General features: G+C 29.2%; 14 protein-coding genes. 13 read left to right on the top strand and 1 reads right to left on the bottom strand.

The window, feature by feature from the left end; all coding sequences use genetic code 11:
* Positions 1-198 precede the first annotated feature (198 nt).
* From EDL80_RS02705 to rbfA, 13 genes are all read left to right on the top strand, one after another.
* A complete protein-coding gene (locus EDL80_RS02705; RefSeq protein WP_158406650.1) occupies positions 199-801 on the top strand; it encodes an NADH-quinone oxidoreductase subunit J in 603 nt (200 codons plus the stop codon).
* A complete protein-coding gene (gene nuoK, locus EDL80_RS02700; protein ID WP_158406649.1) occupies positions 785-1,111 on the top strand; it encodes an NADH-quinone oxidoreductase subunit NuoK in 327 nt (108 codons plus the stop codon). The genes EDL80_RS02705 and nuoK overlap by 17 nt, the downstream gene beginning before the upstream one ends.
* A gap of 91 nt (positions 1,112-1,202) precedes the next feature.
* Positions 1,203-3,074: an NADH-quinone oxidoreductase subunit L gene (gene nuoL / locus EDL80_RS02695; RefSeq protein ID WP_158406648.1), complete on the top strand. Its 1,872-nt coding sequence runs from the start codon at positions 1,203-1,205 to the stop codon at positions 3,072-3,074.
* Positions 3,075-3,080: 6 nt separating this feature from the next.
* Positions 3,081-4,541 carry a NuoM family protein gene (locus EDL80_RS02690; RefSeq protein ID WP_158406647.1) on the top strand — a complete coding sequence of 487 codons (1,461 nt, stop codon included), beginning with the start codon at positions 3,081-3,083 and terminating at the stop codon, positions 4,539-4,541.
* 7 nt (positions 4,542-4,548) lie between these two features.
* Positions 4,549-5,973 (top strand): NADH-quinone oxidoreductase subunit N, encoded by a 1,425-nt coding sequence (locus EDL80_RS02685; RefSeq protein ID WP_158406646.1) that lies wholly within the window; start codon positions 4,549-4,551, stop codon positions 5,971-5,973.
* 52 nt (positions 5,974-6,025) lie between these two features.
* The gene (gene dxr / locus EDL80_RS02680) at positions 6,026-7,189 is read left to right on the top strand and encodes a 1-deoxy-D-xylulose-5-phosphate reductoisomerase (protein WP_158406645.1); all 1,164 of its coding nucleotides are present in this window, start codon (positions 6,026-6,028) and stop codon (positions 7,187-7,189) included.
* 313 nt (positions 7,190-7,502) lie between these two features.
* Positions 7,503-9,098, top strand: a complete 1,596-nt coding sequence (locus EDL80_RS02675) for a TRP75-related protein (RefSeq protein ID WP_158406644.1) — start codon at positions 7,503-7,505, stop codon at positions 9,096-9,098.
* Positions 9,099-9,363: 265 nt separating this feature from the next.
* Positions 9,364-10,632 (top strand): flavodoxin-dependent (E)-4-hydroxy-3-methylbut-2-enyl-diphosphate synthase, encoded by a 1,269-nt coding sequence (gene ispG / locus EDL80_RS02670; RefSeq protein WP_158406643.1) that lies wholly within the window; start codon positions 9,364-9,366, stop codon positions 10,630-10,632.
* 25 nt (positions 10,633-10,657) lie between these two features.
* Positions 10,658-11,410 (top strand): twin-arginine translocase subunit TatC, encoded by a 753-nt coding sequence (gene tatC, locus EDL80_RS02665; RefSeq protein WP_158406642.1) that lies wholly within the window; start codon positions 10,658-10,660, stop codon positions 11,408-11,410.
* Between the two features lie 99 nt (positions 11,411-11,509).
* On the top strand, positions 11,510-14,629 hold the full coding sequence (locus tag EDL80_RS02660; protein ID WP_158406641.1) for an efflux RND transporter permease subunit: 3,120 nt from the start codon (positions 11,510-11,512) through the stop codon (positions 14,627-14,629).
* A gap of 137 nt (positions 14,630-14,766) precedes the next feature.
* Positions 14,767-16,320, top strand: coding sequence for a transcription termination factor NusA (nusA, locus tag EDL80_RS02655; protein ID WP_158406640.1), 1,554 nt, complete (start codon positions 14,767-14,769; stop codon positions 16,318-16,320).
* A 22-nt stretch (positions 16,321-16,342) separates the two neighbouring features.
* Complete coding sequence (gene infB / locus EDL80_RS02650; protein ID WP_158406639.1) at positions 16,343-18,925, top strand: translation initiation factor IF-2; 2,583 nt, start codon at positions 16,343-16,345, stop codon at positions 18,923-18,925.
* Entirely contained in the window at positions 18,922-19,269 is a 348-nt protein-coding gene (rbfA, locus tag EDL80_RS02645; protein ID WP_158406638.1) for a 30S ribosome-binding factor RbfA, read from the top strand. The genes infB and rbfA overlap by 4 nt, the downstream gene beginning before the upstream one ends.
* Positions 19,270-19,658: 389 nt before the next feature.
* On the opposite strand, the gene EDL80_RS02640 is transcribed toward rbfA, so the two are convergent.
* On the bottom strand, positions 19,659-20,351 hold the full coding sequence (locus EDL80_RS02640; RefSeq protein WP_158406637.1) for a TerC family protein: 693 nt from the start codon (positions 20,349-20,351) through the stop codon (positions 19,659-19,661).
* Positions 20,352-20,356 lie beyond the last annotated feature (5 nt).

The following is a 20,356-nucleotide window of genomic DNA, read 5'->3' as shown; positions in this document are numbered from 1 at the left end:
TATCCATATGAGAGCTTTTTACTTAAAAGTTTAAACTTTATTAAGTTTTTTTGTCTAGCATGTGTGATCTAAATTTTTGAGAAGTTAATGTATTCTAGCTTTTCAGTTACTATAATTAGTAGTTTACTTGAATGTTTTATTGGTTATACTTTAAATAATTTTTATTGAGTTTGTTAATTATTGGCAGATAAAGGTACAATGATTTATTTTTTGTTTCACTTTTTTGCAGTATTAGTAGTAGTATCTGCTGTAGCTGTGATTTACGTATCTAATCCTGTGTATTCTGTCTTATTTTTGATTTTAACATTTTTTATATCTAGTACCTTATTTATTTTATTAGGTGCAGAATTAATAGCGATGTTAGTTATAATAGTATATGTTGGTGCTGTTGCTGTATTATTTCTATTTGTTGTAATGATGTTAGATATAAATTATTCAAGATTTAAGCATGGTTTTACGAAATATTTTGTTATAGGATTAATAGGTGGAATGATATTATTTGTTAACATGGTATTTATTATTAAACAATCTTCAACAACTGAGTTAGTTACAGATTCTAAACCATATGTTAGTAATGTTGTGGCTATTGGAAATTTGATATATACGAAGTATATGTATATTTTTCATTTGTCTGGTGTATTGCTTTTAATATCAATAATTGGATCATTGGTGTTGACTTTACGTGATAAGGGTAATAATGTGCGTAAGCAGAGTGCAAATGTTCAGGTTAGTAGGTCACCCTTTGTAAAATACATGGATGTTAAGGTAAGAGGAGGAGTGAATCATGAAGACTCTAATTGATGCTGGAATTACTCTGAATCATTTTCTTATTTTAGCGGCAATTCTTTTTACTACTGGTGTTTGTGGTATTTTTATAAACCGCAAAAATATTATTACAATTTTATTATCAATAGAATTAATGTTATTAGCAGTTAATATCAATTTTGCTGCTTTTTCAGTCTATATTGACAATATTTTAGGGCAAGTATTTGTAATGTTTATTTTGACAGTTGCAGCAGCAGAATCTGCAGTAGGGTTGGCTATTATTGTTGTATATTTTAGAAGTTGTGGAAATATTGATATTGAAACAGCAAATAAAATGAAAGAATGATAAAAATGCACTTTTTTTATCTGACTATTTATGTTTAAATATTGAAAATGATAATTTGTTATCTAATTAAGATTGATTGGGGATCAGCTTTATGATAAAAATAGAACTATTATCTGTATTTTTACCTTTAGTAGGTTCTATTCTTAGTAGTATAATAAATCATAGGATGTGTGCACAGCTGTGTGCTACTATGTTTGTCATTTTTTCTTCGTTATTATCTTGGTATTTATTTTTCAATTTTCAAGATAGTTATATTATTGATTTATTTCCATGGATTCAAGTTTATGATTTAGAAATTCATTGGTCATTGTATATTGATACTTTAAGTATTATTATGCTTGTGATAGTAAATACAGTTTCAGTAGTAGTACATCTATATTCAATAGGGTATATGTCTCATGATATGGGGGCATCCAGATTTTTATCATATTTATCTTTATTTACATTCTTCATGTTGATGTTAATAACGAGTGGTAATTTCTTGCAGTTGTTTCTAGGATGGGAAGGAGTAGGCTTATGTTCTTATTTGTTAATTGGATTTTGGTTTGAAAAATCTTCAGCTAATAAAGCTGCAATGAAAGCATTTATTGTAAACAGAGTAGGTGATTTTTTTTTTATATTAGGAATTATAGCAGTATTTTTAGTATTTGAGTCATTAGATTTTACTGCAGTATTTCATAATGTAGCAAATCCAAATCATATAGTTGGTGTAGTTAACTTTTTTGGTTATCAAATGCCTTATATAGATATTGTATGTTTATTACTTTTTATTGGGTGTATGGGAAAATCTGCCCAAATTGGTTTACATACATGGTTACCTGATGCTATGGAAGGTCCTACTCCTGCTTCAGCATTGATTCATGCTGCAACTATGGTAACGGCAGGAGTATTTCTTGTTGCTAGATGTTCTCCGTTATTTGAGTTATCAGATATTGCACGTAACTTTATATTAATAATAGGGACTATTACTTGTTTGTTTGCTGCAACTATTGCTATTGCTCAAACTGATCTTAAAAAAGTTATTGCATATTCTACCTGTAGTCAATTAGGATATATGTTTATTGCGTGTGGTTTATCAGCATATAGTGTTGCTATATTTCATTTGATGACACATGCCTTTTTTAAAGCATTGTTATTTTTGTGTGCTGGTAATATAATTCATTCTACACATGAACAGGATATTTTTAAAATACGTGCTTCTTGGCGTCAGATACCATTTACGTATATATTAACTTGGATAGGGTCTTTAGCATTAGCAGGTATTTTCCCATTTGCTGGTTTTTATTCAAAAGATTTAATTATTGAAAGTAGTTATCAGGTTAGTAATGTTGCTTTTGTAATATCTAACTTAGTTGCATTTTTAACTGCATTTTATTCTTGGAGATTAATAATAATAGTTTTTCATGGTAATGATTCAGAAAAAATGTCTATACATGAATCAGGAAAGCTAATGCTTTTGCCTTTGTTGGTGTTGACTATAGGTTCTGTATTTTCTGGTGTGTGGGGAGAAAAGATATTATTAATAAGTGATCCTACATTTTGGAAGAATAGTATAAAGGTACAATTGCATGATAAGGAAGTTGGATTATTTATAAAGTTGTTACCTCTGTTTTTGAGTATTTTAGGAATAGTATGTGCATATCTAAGATATTATTTTAATAATTTTACTTTTTTTAGATTTGATAAATTGGTTAAATTTTTGTACAAGAAATGGTATATTGATGAGTTATATTATTATATATTTATAGTACCTGTTAAATTTATTGCTAACTTCTTTTCACAAGTTGTTGATAAAAAAATTATTGATTATTTTGGCTTAGGTGGTATTACTAAAATGGTAGATTCCTTATCAAAAGGTAGTGTTAAAATACAAACTGGTTTTATTTTCGATTATGCATTTGTAATGTTATTGGGATTGATAAGTATTGTCATGTGGTTAATTTATAATAATACAGGATTTTAAAACCTTATGCTACTTTTTATGATTTTGTTGCCAATATTGGGATCATGCTTGTTAGCAGTGAATAATGTTGATGCAACTTCATTATTTATAAAGATAGTTTCTTTAGTATGTTCTGGAGCTGCGTTTATTATCAATATTATTATAGCTGTAAAGTTTGATTATTCGTATAGTGGATACCAGTTTATATGTAATTTATTACATAGTTTTGCAGTAGGAGTAGATGGCTTATCATTACCACTTGTATTATTAACGAGTTTTCTATTTTTATTATGTATTGTATTTTCTATATTCAATATGAAAATAGATAACTTACGTATATTTATTGCATTATTATTATTGCTAGAAGGGTTAACAATAGGGGTTTTTACTTCACTTGATATTATAATGTTCTACATATTCTTTGAGTCTGTTTTAATTCCTATGTTTTTTATTATAGGAATTTGGGGACATGAGGATAGAATATATGCTACATTCAAGTTATTTTTGTATACTTTAGCCGGTTCCTTATTATTTTTAATAGCTATCATATATATATACTATTTTTCTGATGGGGTAAGTAACGTAGAACAATTAAGTTACATTTTACCTAATTTTTTAAATCTGGAAGCTCAGAAATGGTTGTGGTGTGCATTTTTTATTTCTTTTGCAATAAAGATTCCTGTTGTTCCGTTTCATACGTGGTTACCTAATGCACATGTTCAAGCACCGACTGTTGGTTCTGTATTATTAGCTGGTATTTTAATTAAAATAGGTACATATGCACTGCTTAGGTTTTCAATTCCTATGTTACCAGAAGCTAATATGTATTTTTCAAATTTTGTTATGGTATTGAGTATTGTTGGTGTTATTTATGCTTCGTTGATTTCTTTTGTTCAAACTAATATTAAAAAATTTATTGCATATTCTTCAATTGCCCATATGGGATTTGTTACTGCTGGAATATTTTCTTTTAACGAATATGGAATGTCAGGTGCTGTATTTCAAATGATTAGTCATGGATTAATATCTGCAGCTTTGTTTTTTTGTATTGGTATGCTTTATGATAGAAATCATACTTTGGAAATATCAAGATATGGTGGCATAGCAAAAGTGATGCCAAGATTTTCTATTATGTTTATATTTTTTACTATGGCCTCTATTGCTCTGCCTGGTACTTCAGGATTTATAGGAGAATTCTTATCTATATTGGGAGTTTTTTATTATTCTAAAATATTTGGAGCTTTGATTGCTACTGGAGTTATATTAGGTGCTCTATACATGTTGTTTTTATGTAGAGAAATAATTTGGGGCACACCGAATAGTAGTTTAATTGTCTGTGATGTTAATAAGAATGAGTTATTTATTTTAGTTGTTTTAGCTACTTTTGTGCTAATATTTGGAATATATCCTTATTATATATTGTTAAAGTCTTTGTCTCCATTTATGGAACAATTGTCATTAAGAAACTTATACTTTAGTAGTATTTGAGATTGTTATGTATTGGAATAATTTTATTTATATAATACCTGAAATTTTTTTAGTTGGTTCGTCTTTAGTCCTATTATTATTAGGGATTGTTGTAGATAAGAAAATTATACATGTTTCTTCAATTATAACCTTGTTAGTTACTATTGGTATTGTAATAAGTAGTATTGAAATTGAACCAAGATTGATTTTTGATGGGCTTTTAAAGTCTGATTTATATATTTCTGTGTCAAAAATTACTATTCTGTTTTCTAGTAGTATGATTTTATTTATGTTATTAGCATCTGGCAGAAGTTACTGTTATGAATTTTCTATTATGATTTTATTTGCAGTTTTTGGATTAATTACTTTAATTTCGGCAAATAACTTACTATCTTTCTATTTATCATTTGAAATACAAAGTGTAACTTTATATGCATTAACATGTTTTGATAAGAAAGCTGTTGACTCTTCTGAAGCAGGAATAAAGTATTTTGTTTTAAGTGCATTATCTTCCTGTATTATGTTATATGGAATTTCAATGTTATATGGATACACAACACAGGTTGGTTTTAATGAACTGTATGCTTTCTTTTCTGAAAGCGAGATTGTCTCTTTAGGTGCAATTTTAGGTGTAGTACTTATTTTGATTAGTATTTTCTTTAAATTATCTGTTGCTCCTTTTCATATGTGGGTTCCTGATGTGTATCAGGGAACTTCTACTATTATGACAGCATTTTTTTCTATTGTTCCAAAAAGTGCATTTATATTTTTGTTAGTCCGGTTGCTTAATGAAGTTTTAATTGACCTATTCAAGAATTGGCAACAAATAATGATTTTTGTATCTGTGTTATCTGTTTGTATTTCAGCAGTTTGTGCAATGAGGCAGGATAATCTCAAAAGATTATTTTCGTATGCAGCTATTGGTCATATTGGATATATGTTAATTTCATTAGCAATGAATACTTTTAATAGTAATATTGCTGTGATGTTATATTTATTGTTGTATATTGTTATGAATATAGGTCTTTTCTCATTTTTGATGCAGTATAAAAATGATGATTATTCTATTTTTAGTCTTACAGGATTACACAATAGACTTCCCGTTACTGCATTCTGTATTGCTGTAATTATGTTATCTATGGCTGGAATACCACCATTAGCTGGATTTTTTGCTAAATATTATGTGTTATCAAGCCTAATAGAAAATGGTTTTATAGAAATTGCAGTAATTTTTGCGCTTGTTAGCGTTATTTCCTGTTATTATTACTTAAGGGTTATTAAAGTTATGTATTTTGATCAAAGTAATGATAGTTCCTGTAATTTAGTGATGAGTAAAAGATTACTTTTTATTATGTTAGTGACAGTATTGGTTAATCTAATATTTTTCTTATTCATTGGGTGTGTAAAGCCTATGATAGGTTATTTTCTGCATTTTAATTTTTTTAATGGATAATAATCTGAATATTCGATATATAATTTGTTAAAGTTTATTGATATTTAAGTTTGTGAAAACGGTTTCTATATTTGGTTCGACTGGTGCTATTGGTCAGATGATAATTGATGTGATTCTTGCTAATTCTGATAGGTATCAGGTAAAAGCATTGGTTGCAAAGTCAAATGCTCAATTACTAGCATTTCAAGCTAAAATAGTAAATGCTGAAATGGTAGTAGTTGCTGATGTTGAGTTATACGGAGAATTAAAGGATTTGTTATTTGGTACTGATGTTAAAATCAGTGTTGGTGATGTTGGAATTAAGATGGCAGCATCATTAAATGTAGATTATGTGATGATGGCTATTGTAGGGATAGCTGCCCTTGTACCTATGATATATTTAATTAGTGCAGGTGTTAAAGTAATTGCATTAGCGAATAAAGAAAGTATAGTTTGTGGTGGAGCATTATTATTTAATTTGGCAAGAGAGAAGAATGTTAATATTGTTCCTGTAGATTCAGAACACAATGCTATATTTCAAATACTTGATGGTAGTGATAAGAAAAATATAGATAAGATTACTATAACTGCATCTGGTGGTGCATTATTGCATATGGATTATAAGCAAATGCAAAATGTAACAGTCCAAGAGACGATAAGACACCCAGTTTGGAGGATGGGTAAAAAAATTTCTGTTGATAGTGCAACTATGGTAAACAAATCTCTTGAAATCATAGAAGCTCATCATTTATTTTCAGTGAAATCAGAGAAATTGGATGTTATTATACATCCTGAATCTGTAGTACATGGTATAGTATCGTATGTAGATGGTGCTTCCATTGCTTTTATGTCTGTTCCTGATATGAAAATATCGATTATGTATACATTATCTTGGCCAAATAGAATGGCTGTATTATGTAGAAAATTGAATTTGGTGTCATATAGTCAATTAACGTTTATGAAACCTGATATTAATAGGTTTCCTGGTATAAAGTTAGGTTTTGAAATTCTTAGAACATCAAATGTTCATGCAAATAGCATTGTTTTTAATGCTGCAAATGAAGTTGCAGTTGATGCTTTTTTAAATAGGAAGATAGGATTTCTTGATATTGTAAATGTCATTTATTCCACATTAGATATGGTTGACTGTTGGCATATTAATTCTTTATCAGATATTCTTGAGTCTGATGCTATAGCAAGGAGAATTGCATCTGATGTTATTCATACATTATGTTAGTTATTTAGTTTTATATCAAAATTAATAATTCGTTTTAAGTTATGGTCTTATTTTTTTGAAAATTACTGTATTTTGGTTGTAGTATTTGATGTTAAAGTATCATTTTTCGTAATTTATTATTTATGTATATACAAGTTGTTAATAGTATGTTAAGGTTTAGGCAGATGAATATTAATCATGTTATATATAGTTCTGGATAAATATGTTTTAAAATGATAAAATATTTATCTTTGTTAGAAATAATGCGTTTACTTATCATGGTATATTTAGTATAAGTATATTATGGTAGATAACTTATCTATATAGGTATCGGATGTTTGTGCGTGTATTAAGTACATTATTAGTGTTAATGTGTTGTTGTGTTGTGTCATGTAGTAATAAAGCTAAGTATCAGTTTAGTCGTAAATATTCTCCGATTTATAATCCAGGTGGGGAATCTTTTGAAAGTAATCATGAGTTTTCTCGTGCTTATTCAATTTATAAGGAACGTAGGGATGCTTTAACAGTAGATAATACTGATAATAATCATAATAAGTTAAAACAGAAAGCTAATAAAGCAGGTAAGCCTGTGAATAATTATGATGCTGTAAGTGAAGATATATCCTTACATAATCAAGATTCTAATCTCATGGTAGATAATAATGGAATTAATTTAGCTGATGTAGTTGGTGCGAAATTTATTCGGCCTATGATGGATAATGATGAAGATGGTGATGTTATAAAACGTGATGATACAAGAAATAGTGAGTCAGATAAGGCTTCTAAGAATGATGTAAAACATATAGATGATAAAAATATAAGTAAGGAGTTACATGATAAAGAAAACCTGCTTAATAATAGTGATTCTGTTGCTGAAGGAAAATCTGACATTGTGGAGAAAAATCAAATAGATTATGAAGATCAAAGTGGATTATCGTCTGCAGGTAAACCTGTAGAGTTAGATGCAAATAAAGTCCAGATAAAAGATGAGAAGAATAAACCATTACCTAAGGATAAATCTGCTAAATTAGATGTAGGGAAACTTCCAGTAAATAATGAGACTCAAAGTAAGTTGTTACCTGAAAATAAACCTGCGGAATTAGATGCAAATAAAGTCCAGATAAAAGATGAGAAGAATAAACCATTACCTAAGGATAAATCTGCTAAGTTAGACGTAGGGAAACTTCCAGTAAGTAATGAGACTCAAAATAAGTTGTTACCTGAAAATAAACCTGCGGAATTAGATGCAAATAAAGTCCAGATAAAAGATGAGAAGAATAAGTCATTGCCTCAAGATAAATCTGCTAAGTTGGACGTAGGGAAACTTCCAGTAAGTAATGAGACTCAAAATAAGTTGTTACCTGAAAATAAACCTGTAGAATTAGATGCAAATAAAGTCCAGATAAAAGATGAGAAGAATAAATCATTGCCTCAAGATAAATCTGCTAAATTAGACATAGGGAAACTTCCAGTAAATAATGAGGAGGACATTAATCCGATAGTTAATAATGGAAATTCTCAATTGGGTAATAATAAGCTTTCAAGTGTTGAAGGGAAGGATAAAGCTAAGCATAATGAGAATAGTTTGCGTTCATTATTAGATTTTTCAAAAGGAGAGAATAATAAGAAAGGTTTAGATAGTTCTCAACCTTTAAAAGATGATAAAGCAAAACCTGTAGTTGGTGATACGAGCCAATTAAAAAATTCTAAAGATCAGCAAGATACTACTCATAAAGTTACTCACTTTTTACCAGCATTGAAAGATCAATATGATGTTAAAGTGGAACAAAAGGGTAAAGATCTAAATAATGACAATATAACTAAAAATGATAATAATGAAAATCAACAAAAACCAGTAGATGAAAGCAATGATAACAATGCAAAAGAGGAATATAATGAAGATTATTCCATTACTTATTATTATGAGTAGTTTAGATAGTATTCTATAATTCTATTGTTATTAAGTTAAAGTACTTATTTTGGTTTGTAGGTTATCTTGATAATGTGTTTCTGATCATTATAAATAGATTTATGTATAGCCTGTTTTTATCAATATGATTCCTTAAATTATATTGATAAGTAAGATAAATTGACCTGTGGAATTAGACTAATCGTATTATTAGTAAAATAAAAAGTATTTATTTAGTTTTTGCATAATGTTATAGTGTATATCTGGTTGTTATCATAGGTTTTATATGCAATGTGATTTTGTGGATAGGATTTTAAATGAATATGGTTTGTTAAATTCTATTATGCACAAGAGTAAATTGACTCATGAAGTTAGAGTAGGTGATGTAATAATTGGTGGTAATAATCCTGTAGTAGTACAATCTATGGCATTAGGTGGGTCGGGAGATGTTGATGAAGATGCACGTGAGGTGTTGGAACTTGCGCAAGCTGGTTCTGAGTTAGTAAGAATTGCAATTAATTCGGATAAAGCAATCAAAAGTGTTCCTTATATTAGGGATGTATTACTTAACCATGGGTTTAGTGATAAAATGATCATAGGTTGTGGACAGTATGAAATTGCAAGATTGGTAAAACAATATCCAGAATGTGCAGTGGCTTTAGGTAAAATACGGATTAATCCGGGAAATATAGGATTTGGAGATAAAAGGGATAGAAATTTTGAAGATATCGTTGAATTTGCAATAAAAAATAACATACCTCTTAGAATAGGAGTGAATTGGGGAAGTTTAGATAAATATTTAGCCGCAGAATTGATGCATGATAATTCATTACGTAACGTTCCTGAACCAGATTATGTAGTTTTAAGAAAAGCATTAGTAATTTCTGCTATAACAAGTGCTAAGCATGCAGAGAGAATTGGATTACCTGCTAATAAAATAGTTATATCTTGTAAAGTTAGTAAAGTGCGTGATTTAATATCTGTATATACTATGTTATCGAACATTTGTGATTATCCTTTGCATTTGGGTTTAACTGAAGCAGGATCTGGTATAAAAGGCATGGTTAGTAGTTCAGCTGGAATATCTTATCTCTTACTTAATGGTATAGGTAATACGATAAGAGTTTCATTGACTCAACAACCTGGAGAATCACGAACTATTGAAGTTAAATTATGTCAGGAAATTCTTCAAAGTATAGGATTAAGAAGTTTTTCTGTACAAGTTACTTCATGTCCAGGCTGTAATAGGACTAATCCTAAATATTTTCATCAGTTAGTTGATGATGTGAATAAATATGTAGCAAGTCGTATGAGTATATGGAAAGGTGTAAATCCTGGAGTTGAAAACATGACTATAGCAGTTATGGGTTGTGTAGTTAATGGGCCTGGTGAAAGTAAGCATGCTAATTTAGGAATTAGTCTTCCTGGTTATGGTGAAAGAGCTGTAGCTGCTGTATATCAAAATGGTGAAAAATTGTGTACTTTAGAAGGTAATGATATTTTTGAACAGTTTGTATCAATTATTGAAAATTATGTTAATATTTATTATCGTTAATTAAAGTGCAAAGGTAGTTTGTATAATGAAATCTACAAATGGAGAAATGCCTTTTTTTAAGCATTTTGAGGAGTTAAGATATAGGATATTCTTTTGTTTTGCATTTTTCTGTATTATGTTTGGGGTATGCTATTTCTTTTCGGAAAAAATATATAATTTTTTGTTAATTCCTTTAATAGCGTTAGAAGGGTCTAATTCTGAATTCTCTTTAATATATACTGATTTAACGGAAGCTTTTTTTGTATATTTAAAAGTCGCTACCATGGCTGCTTTATTGTGTTCTTGTCCTGTTTTTATTTGGCAATTATATATGTTTTTAGCTCCTGGCTTATATAAAAAGGAAAAATTAATACTCTTACCTTATTTGATATCAACACTAGTACTTTTTATTACTGGAGCGGCAATGGTGTACTATTACATATTTCCTTTAGCTTGGAAATTTTTTATTGCTTTTGAAAATAGAGATGCTTCAATGGGTGTACCTATAGAATTTATGCCATCAGTAAGTGAATATTTGGAACTAGTGTTACAACTAATGTTTGCATTTGGAGTAGCCTTTCAGATACCGATATTTTTGACGTTAATGTCTAGAATTGGTATATTGCCTGCAAGAGTTTTAGCTAAAAAGCGAAGATTTGCTATTGTGATAATTTTTATTCTGGCTGCTATATTAACTCCACCTGATGTGTTAAGTCAAATAGGTTTAGCGGTGCCAATGTTATTATTATATGAAATCTCTATATTAGCGTGTAAATATATTGAGCAAAATAATAAATAGTGTAAAAAATTTGTAGTTTATATTATGTACATTAGAATATTTTTAGCTATGTTGTGATATTAAATTTCTTATATTAATTAATTGGTATATAATTCAAAAGTGAGAAAAATATCTGAAATCTTTTTACAAAGGAGTAGAGTATCTATATTCCTATTAATAATAATATTGATATTTGGTTCTTACTCTTATTTTGATGTCGCTAAAGAGAAAAACCCTGAGATTAAGAAGCCTATTTTATCTGTTCACACTGTATTACAAGGTATGTCATCTGAGGATATAGAAAAACTGATAATCTATCCTATTGAGCAAGAAGTAATGTCAATTAAAGGTGTTACTAAGGTTACTTCAGTAGCAAAAAATGGGTATGCAAATGTTATATTAGAGTTTAGTACAGGATTTGATAATAAAGAAGCTTTAGATAATGTGAGGTCAAAGATAGATATTATTCGTTCTAAGTTACCACAAGAGGCAACTTTTCCTATAGTAAGTGAAGAAAATTTAGGCTTGTTGCCTGTGTTAAATATTGCACTGATGGGTGATATTCCTGACAGAGCATTGTTTAACGTTGCAGAAAATTTACAATCCAGGTTGGAAGAATTGCCAAACGTACAAAGTGTCAAAATTGTTGGAAATCGTAAAGATAGTCTTGAAATAAATATTTCACCTGATGCAATTAATATTTACAATTTACAAGTACACGAGGTAGTTAATGCTGTATTAAATCATAATCAGTTTATCAATGCTGGAAACTTGGATATAGTATCTGGAAAATATACTTTATATTTATCTGGTTTATTGAAAAATATACAAGATGTTATGCATATACCAATTAAAACAGATGGATATTCCGTTGTAACTTTAGGTGATGTTGCTACTGTAAAATTAGTATATCAAGATGGTAAAGAACTTGTAAGGATAAATGGTAAGCCGTCTCTTGTATTAGAGGTATCAAAACAACCAGGTAAAAATATACTTGAAACTATATCTCAATTAAAAGATCTAATACGTGATACCAAAAGTGTATTACCACAGAATTTGTCAATTGTATATTTACAAGATCAATCAGAAGAAATATCGGATATTTTAAATGAATTGCAGAATTCTATAGTTATTTCAGTGCTGTTAGTCGTTATCATTATGATGATATTTATGGGTACTAAAACTGCATTATTGGTTGCTATTTCAATACCGGGATCTTTCCTACTTGGTATTATTGTGATGTATTTGTTAGGGTATACATTAAATATAGTTATTTTGTTCTCGTTAATTATGGCTATTGGTATGCTTGTTGATGATGCTATTGTAGTTACTGAGTATGCAGATAGAAAGATGATCAGTGGTTTAAATAGAAAAGAAGCATTTAAACAAGCTGCATATGATATGTTTTGGCCAGTTGCATCAGCCACACTAACGAAGTTGGTAGTATATATACCATTGTTGTTATGGCCAGGAACAACTGGTGAATTTATGAAATATATTCCAATTGCATTGATTACTACATTGACTGCTTCTTGGGTAATGGCGTTGATTTTTATTCCAGTGTTGGGGTCTATACTTGGTAAGCCGTCTGTTGTTGATAGGGAAAGTGTTGTAAAAATTACAGCGATAGAGACTGGAAAATTTATAAATTTAGGAAGATTTAGTAGGGGTTATGTGAATATACTCACAAAAGTACTAGATCATCCAAAAAAATTTGTTTGTATGGTTATTGGTATATTAGTTCTATCTACACTAGGATATTTTATAATTGGTCCTGGTATAGAATTTTTTCCAAATATTGAACCAGATAGAATATTTATAACTATAAAATCAAATAATAATTTATCTGTTGTTGAAAGAGACAATATATTACAGGAAATCGAGCAAAAAATTTCTAATGTTAAGGGAATAAAATTTATATATGTAAAAGTTGGACTATTTGAATATTTACTTGATGAAAATAATGTTATTGGAAAGATTCAACTAGAGTTAAAAAATTGGTTTCTTCGTAGAAGATCAAAGAAGATATTAAGTGAAATAATAGGAAAGTTAGGAGATGTAAAGGGTGTTATTATAGATGTATTAGAAGAAAGAATGAAACCAGTTACAGGTAAACCAATTCGTATTGATATTAGTTCGTATAATGTAAGTAAGATTAGTAGTGTTGCAGATAGAATAGTTTCTATGATGAAAAATTTACCAGGATTTAAGAATGTGACAGATAATAGGTCTTCATCAGAAATAGAGTGGAAAATTGATGTTGATAAAAATAAAGCAGCAAAATTTGGTGTTGATATTTCAATGATAAATCAATTTGTCAAAATGATAGCTGGTGGAATAATTCTTAATAAATATCATGCAGATAATGTCAATGATGAAGTTGATATCTTATTGAGATTTCCTAAGGAATACCGTAACTTAAAGACAATAGATAATTTTTTTGTTAATACTGTACATGGGTATACTTCTATAAGTGATTTTGTCACTTACAAGGCTCAACATAAGGAAAATGTAGTAAACCGTATTAATGGTAAAAGGACAGTTAGTGTAGTTGCTGATTTAGCTAATGGATATTTGTTAGATGATATGGTAAATTTTTTGAATAAGGAATTGAAAAAAGAAATAGATCCTGAAGTATTAGTTGAGATGAGGGGAGAGATACAAGATCAAAAAGAATCGTTAAAATTTTTAATTGAGGCATTTGTAATAATAGTTGTACTTATTATGTTAGTTTTGGTTGCTGAGTTTAATAGTTTCTATGATACATTAATTATTATGACTGCAATTTTCTTATCAACTACTTGTGTATTTTTTGGATTTTTTATTACGCATCATGTTTTTTCTGTAGTAATGAGTGGTGTTGGTATTATTGTATTAGCTGGTGTTATAGTAAACAATAATATATTATTAATTGATGCATTTTATACTAATATAAATAGTATTAGTGATAAAAAAGAGGCTATAATAAGAGCAGCTATATCGAGATTAAGACCTATCTTATTGACTGTCGTTACTGGGATTATTGGATTGTTACCTATGGTATTACGTGTAAGTTTTGATTTTATTAATCAAAAAATTATCTATGATTCTCCATCAAGTCAGTTATGGTGTGAGTTATCATATACTATATCTCTTGGATTATTATTGGCTACGGTAATTACTTTATTTTTTACTCCTGCATTGCTTGTATTAAGAAAATGTAATAAAATTAAGAAGTCTTATGAGATGGGTTGCTGTTAGGAGAAATTGCTTGACTTGGATAATGTTTATGATATAGACTGCTACCGCAGTTTTATCTAGGTATCTGTCATTTTTTATTTGATAATCAAATGTACTAAATCTTAGTTTTTTGTACATAGGTTTTACTAAGGGTTTTTATGGCTAATCTACAAAATTTTGATAATTTGGAATTGATAAGAGTGGCTAAGGATATTGCTGATCAAAAAGGCTTGAACTTAGATGTAATAATAAGAGCTTTAGAAGAGGCTATTCAGTTGACTAGTCGTAGTAGGTATGGCAATTGTAAAATTAGGGTGACAGTTGATAAAAAGACAGGCTTAATTTCTACTTATAGGCAAGTATTAGTTATTAAAGACAATGGTGAAGTTATTATTCCTGAGGGTAAAGAAAATGAAATAGATCATGCTGACATAAGTAAGTATAAGCTTGTTACACTGACAGAAGCCAGGAAGATCGATGAAAATGTTAAAATTGGTGACATAATGTTAGAACCTCTTCCTGTAATTGATCTTGATTATAGTTCTGCAAAAATTGCCAAGCAAAAGATTGCTCAAGTTATTGTTTCAGAAGAACGTAAAAAGCAATATGAAAGTTTTAAAGACCGTATAGGTGATATAGTTTATGGTACTGCAAAACGTATTGAATATAATAATGTTATTGTGGATTTAAATGGAAATGAAGGATATTTATCAGCTTCTAACTTGATAAAAGGGGAAGTGTTTCGTGTAGGTGATAGAGTTAAAGCTCATATAGAAGATGTAAGGAAAGAAAATTCTGGTCCTCAAATATTCCTTTCAAGGATTAATAAAGGGTTTATGGAACAGTTGTTTAAACAGGAAATACCTGAAATATATGATGGAATTGTCACAATCAAAGCAATAGCACGAGATCCAGGGTCAAGGTCAAAAGTTGCAGTATTTTCTTCTGATAAAAATATAGACCCAGTAGGAGCATGTGTTGGTGCCAGAGGTGTAAGGATTCAAAGTATTATTTCTGAATTACATGGAGAAAAGATTGATGTAGTATTATATTCTCCTGAGCTTCCTAAGTTTATAGTTAATGCTATTGCTCCAGCAGAGGTTTTAAAAGTTATTATTGATGAAGATAAGGAAAAAGTTGAATTGATAATTCCTGAAAATCAGTTGAGTTTAGCAATTGGACGTTATGGGCAAAATATAAGATTGGCATCTGAGTTAGTTAATTGGAAAATAGATGTGATAGGTGATGAAACTGAGTCTAGTAGGAAAGCAAAAGAGCTAACTATAGGCTCAAGAGTATTTGTTGAGGGGTTAGATGTAGAGGAAATTATAGGTCAGTTATTATTTACTGAAGGGTTTGTTAGTATTGAAGATATAGATCAAGCATCTGTTAGTGATATTTCTGCTATAGATGGTTTTAATGAGGAGATTGCAATAGAATTGAAAAATAGGGCAGCTGATTATTTAACACGTAAAGATGCAGAAATTAAACAAATTTTAGAGAGTTTGCCAATTGATAAAGATATTGTAGTATTACCGTTTTTAAAGCCAAGCGATATTATAGCATTATCTCAAAATGGTATTAATAATCTTGAGGATATAGCTGGGTTGTGTACAGATGAGTTTTACGAAATGGTTCCTAATATTGCATTAACTAAGGATCAGATTGACTCTATTATATTAGAGTCTCGTAGAAAAATTGGGTGGTTATAAACTTTTGTTTAGGTAGTGATCTATGGATGAGTCTAAGAGTGTTGGTAGTAGTGAATTGACATCAGGTAAGGTTGAGCGTACAACACTTAAGCTTAGTGATAAATTAAAGATATCTTCAAGTATACAACAGGGCAATAAGTTTTCTTTAAAGAAATCTATCACTACTGTAGAAGTGCGTAAAAGTAAAAAAAGAAAAAATATTGAAGAGGTTGCTAAATCTTCTTTATTATTGCAAGATAATAATATCAGTGGAGATTCTGAAGACAAAAATTCTCTTACTATACAAGAGCAGATTTCTCGTATGAATGCTTTACAGAATGCTACTATTAATGATAAAAAGGATGAGTTGTCTGATAATAATAAGCATGCTGAAGAAGAAGTTGCGAATTTAGATAAGACAGGAATAGAGGATACAGAAGTTGCATCGTCTAATGATAGTTTGTTAACAGGAAATGATGGTTTTGATGAAGTTGTTGATCAAATGACGGATGATGAACATGATGTTGAGGGTATTTCTGATGTTGTAATGTTAGGTGAGTTAGACAATATGCCTCCTGTTTCAGATAATGCTGATGATCAAAAGCAGGATAGTCAATCAAGTGATGAACCAGATGATGTTACTGATCTATTAGGACATAAAAATATAGAAGAAAAGAAACTCAAGAAGTACGAAAAGGAGCATGAGGAAAAGAAAGGCAATCCAAAGAAGGTGATGTCTAATAATATATATACTAAGCATGTAAAGTTAGTAATTGAGGAAGAACTAGAAGAAGATAACAATCAACAAGTTGTAAAGAACTATCGAAATAAGAAGAACCGTGCTATAAATAAACCTGTAAAGAATAAAATTACACGTAAAGTACTAATACCTAATAAAATTACTGTTCAAGAGCTAGCTAATAGTATGTCTGAACGAGTAAAGGATGTACAACAAGTATTATTTCAGATAATAGGGAAGCGTGATATTAAGTTAACGGATTATCTGGATGCAGATCAAGCTGCTATTGTAGTAGAAGCATTTAATCATACATTTAAGTTAGTGGATAATGCTAAATTAGAAAATGAGTTATATTCTGATGGTAATGATATGGAATCGCTACCAAGGGCACCAGTTGTGACTGTTATGGGGCATGTAGACCATGGAAAGACTTCGTTACTTGATGCTATGCGTGAATCAAATATTGTTGATGGAGAATTTAAAGGGATAACACAGCATATAGGTGCATATCAGATAACATTAAATGAGGATAAAAGGATAACTTTTATTGATACGCCAGGACATGAAGCATTTTCTGCTATGAGAGCACATGGTACTAATGTTACTGATATAGTAATATTGGTAGTGGCCGCTGATGATGGTATTATGCCACAAACTATTGAATCTATTAATCATGTAAAAGCAGCTAATGTTGCTATGATAGTTGCGGTAAATAAAATTGATAAACATGATGCTGATTTGGATAGAATTACTAGTGCTTTATTACAACATGGGGTGGTGGCAGAAAGTTTAGGAGGTGATGTTATTGTTGTACCTGTATCAGCAAAAGAGAGAATAAATTTAGATCAGTTAAAATCAAGTATATTGTTAATTGCAGATTTATTAGAGTTAAAAGCTGTTTATAATACTAGAGCATCTGGTACAGTAATTGAGTCAAAAATTGATAAGAATTGTGGGGTAGTTGCTACTTTAATAATTCAAAAAGGTACTTTAAAAGTTGGTGATATCATTGTTGTAGGTCATCAGGCTTATGGTAGAGTGCGTAATATGTTTAATGCAGATGGACAAAGTGAAAAATTTGCTATTCCTTCAATGCCTGTCAAAGTGTTTGGTTTGAATAATGTTCCAAATTTTGGTAGTAGTTTTATTGTTGTGGACTCTGAAAAACAAGCACGTGAATTAATTAATTATAGGCAAGAGTTATTAAATGCAGAGTTGAATGCACAGCCAGCAGTAGATAGAAATAATGTATTGCTTTATGATATGGTTGACGAGCTAAATGTTATCTTAAAATGTGATGTTATGGGTTCCATAGAGGCTATATGTTATTCGATTAGTAAAATTACTCATGAAGACATACGAGTTAATGTTTTGTATAAAGGTGTAGGAAATGTCACGAAGTCAGATGTTTTGTTGGCAGAAACATCTAATTCGATAATTCTAGCATTTAATGTTAAGGCAGACATACAAGTAAAGGAACTAGCAAAGCAGAAGAATATCGAAATAAAGCATTATTTTGTGATATATGATATAATAGATGATATTAAGAAGATATTAACTGGTATGCTTAAACCATTACAACAAGAAGTACAGATAGGTACTTTATCTATAAGAAAAGTGTTTTCTACAGGAAATAATGGTAGTGTACTTGGTTGTTATGTAACTAGTGGTTTAGTCAAGAAGGGTGCATTAGTTAGGTTAATTCGTAATAATAGTGTTGTACATGAAGGTAGAGTTAAAGTATTGCGTCGCTTTAAAGATGATGTAAAGGAGGTTGCTTCTGGTTTTGAATGTGGTATTTTATTTGATTATTCAAAAGAAATATATCCAGATAGTGATATAATGAATGTATTTGAGATAGTGGAAGAAGTTAGAGTTATACAATGATTTATAAATCTGAAAGTTTTAGAAATTTAAAAGTTGCTTCTGTATTAAACAGGGCAATATCTAAGGTATTAATGCATGATTTTTATTCAATAAGTTGTAATGTAATTAACATATCTCAAGTAGAAGTAAGTAGTGATATAAAAAATGCCACTGTATTTGTTGTAATTTCTGGTGATTCTGCAAATAAGGAGGAGCTGATAAAGGAATTAAATGATATGTCTTATTTTATCAGAAAGGCTATATTTTCTTATGTAGATCTCAGGTATGTACCTAGATTATATTTTAAACTTGATTATCATTTTGATAATTTAGTTAAAGTAAATGAATTACTGGAATCTCAGTAATAACTTTATTCTTTCTTCCTTTACTCTTACGTACTTCTACAGTAGTGATAGATTTCTTTTATTTATGTATAGTGTTGTTAGCTAGTTTAGATTATTAATATTGTATCTCGTTTTAGGATTTGTTGTATTATTTATTATAAGTAATAATGCTAGTATTATGCTCTTCAAGTATAACGTGTGTGTATGTGTCTCTAAAAATAAACTTATAAGTTACTATGTACTCCATTTTAGTTTTAATAATATAGTAATGCTAGAAGCAGTTATGATTATATTTTATTTATATTTTAAATAAAATATGCCAGTTAAACACTTGTATTTCTATATTATAATTCAATTCTGAAATAACATAAAACTTAAATACTGTTTATAGTGTTTGTTATATCACAATGCTACTTAACTTTTTTTATGATATTTATTATTTCAGTAAGGATTGAGAATATAAAAGTAAAGTATAAATAATTATGGGATATTTTAATATGTATTCCATCTAATACTAATATAATACCTAACATTAAGACAAACATAACAGCTATTGTTTTGATATTACTGTATGTTGTAATAGCTTTTATTATTTGATTTGAAAATAAGATTGTAAGTATGATGGATATGATGAATACTAATTGGATAATGAAGATATTATATGTAATTCCTATAGCAGTAAGTATTGAGTCTATCGAGAATACTAAATCTATTAATATTAGTTGTAATATTACTAAGTAAGGATTTGATCTCAAGTTATGAATATTCTTATTATGAGTTTTATTAAAAACATCATCTAATATTTCAGATATGCTATGGTATATTAGAAATCCTCCTCCAAATATCATAAATAAATTATTAGGTGATAGATGGAGTTGTAATAAAGATACTATAGGTTTATTTAATGATAATAGTATTGACGCTGCATGCAATGCAATAAGTCTCATTACTAATGCTAGTGCTAATCCTATGTATTTAACTTTATTACGCAGATTAAGTGGTACTTTTATAACTGCAAGTGATATAAAAATCACATTGTCTATACCTAATATAATTTCTAAGAGTAGTAATGTAAAAAATTTTAAAATATCATTTTCAAACATATTGA

This window comes from Ehrlichia ruminantium (assembly GCF_009728835.1).
In the GTDB taxonomy this organism is placed as follows: Bacteria; Pseudomonadota; Alphaproteobacteria; order Rickettsiales; family Anaplasmataceae; genus Ehrlichia; species Ehrlichia ruminantium_B.
This window is presented reverse-complemented; position numbering and strand designations above follow the sequence as displayed.

Coding starts and splice junctions, on each gene's coding strand:
- EDL80_RS02685 (WP_158406646.1), top strand. CDS start 4,549: ATGTATTGGAATAATTTTATTTATATAATACCTGAAATTTTTTTAGTT.
- tatC (WP_158406642.1), top strand. CDS start 10,658: ATGAAATCTACAAATGGAGAAATGCCTTTTTTTAAGCATTTTGAGGAG.
- infB (WP_158406639.1), top strand. CDS start 16,343: ATGGATGAGTCTAAGAGTGTTGGTAGTAGTGAATTGACATCAGGTAAG.
- nusA (WP_158406640.1), top strand. CDS start 14,767: ATGGCTAATCTACAAAATTTTGATAATTTGGAATTGATAAGAGTGGCT.
- EDL80_RS02675 (WP_158406644.1), top strand. CDS start 7,503: ATGTTTGTGCGTGTATTAAGTACATTATTAGTGTTAATGTGTTGTTGT.
- nuoK (WP_158406649.1), top strand. CDS start 785: ATGAAGACTCTAATTGATGCTGGAATTACTCTGAATCATTTTCTTATT.
- rbfA (WP_158406638.1), top strand. CDS start 18,922: ATGATTTATAAATCTGAAAGTTTTAGAAATTTAAAAGTTGCTTCTGTA.
- nuoL (WP_158406648.1), top strand. CDS start 1,203: ATGATAAAAATAGAACTATTATCTGTATTTTTACCTTTAGTAGGTTCT.
- EDL80_RS02705 (WP_158406650.1), top strand. CDS start 199: ATGATTTATTTTTTGTTTCACTTTTTTGCAGTATTAGTAGTAGTATCT.
- EDL80_RS02690 (WP_158406647.1), top strand. CDS start 3,081: ATGCTACTTTTTATGATTTTGTTGCCAATATTGGGATCATGCTTGTTA.
- ispG (WP_158406643.1), top strand. CDS start 9,364: ATGCAATGTGATTTTGTGGATAGGATTTTAAATGAATATGGTTTGTTA.
- EDL80_RS02640 (WP_158406637.1), bottom strand. CDS start 20,351: ATGTTTGAAAATGATATTTTAAAATTTTTTACATTACTACTCTTAGAA.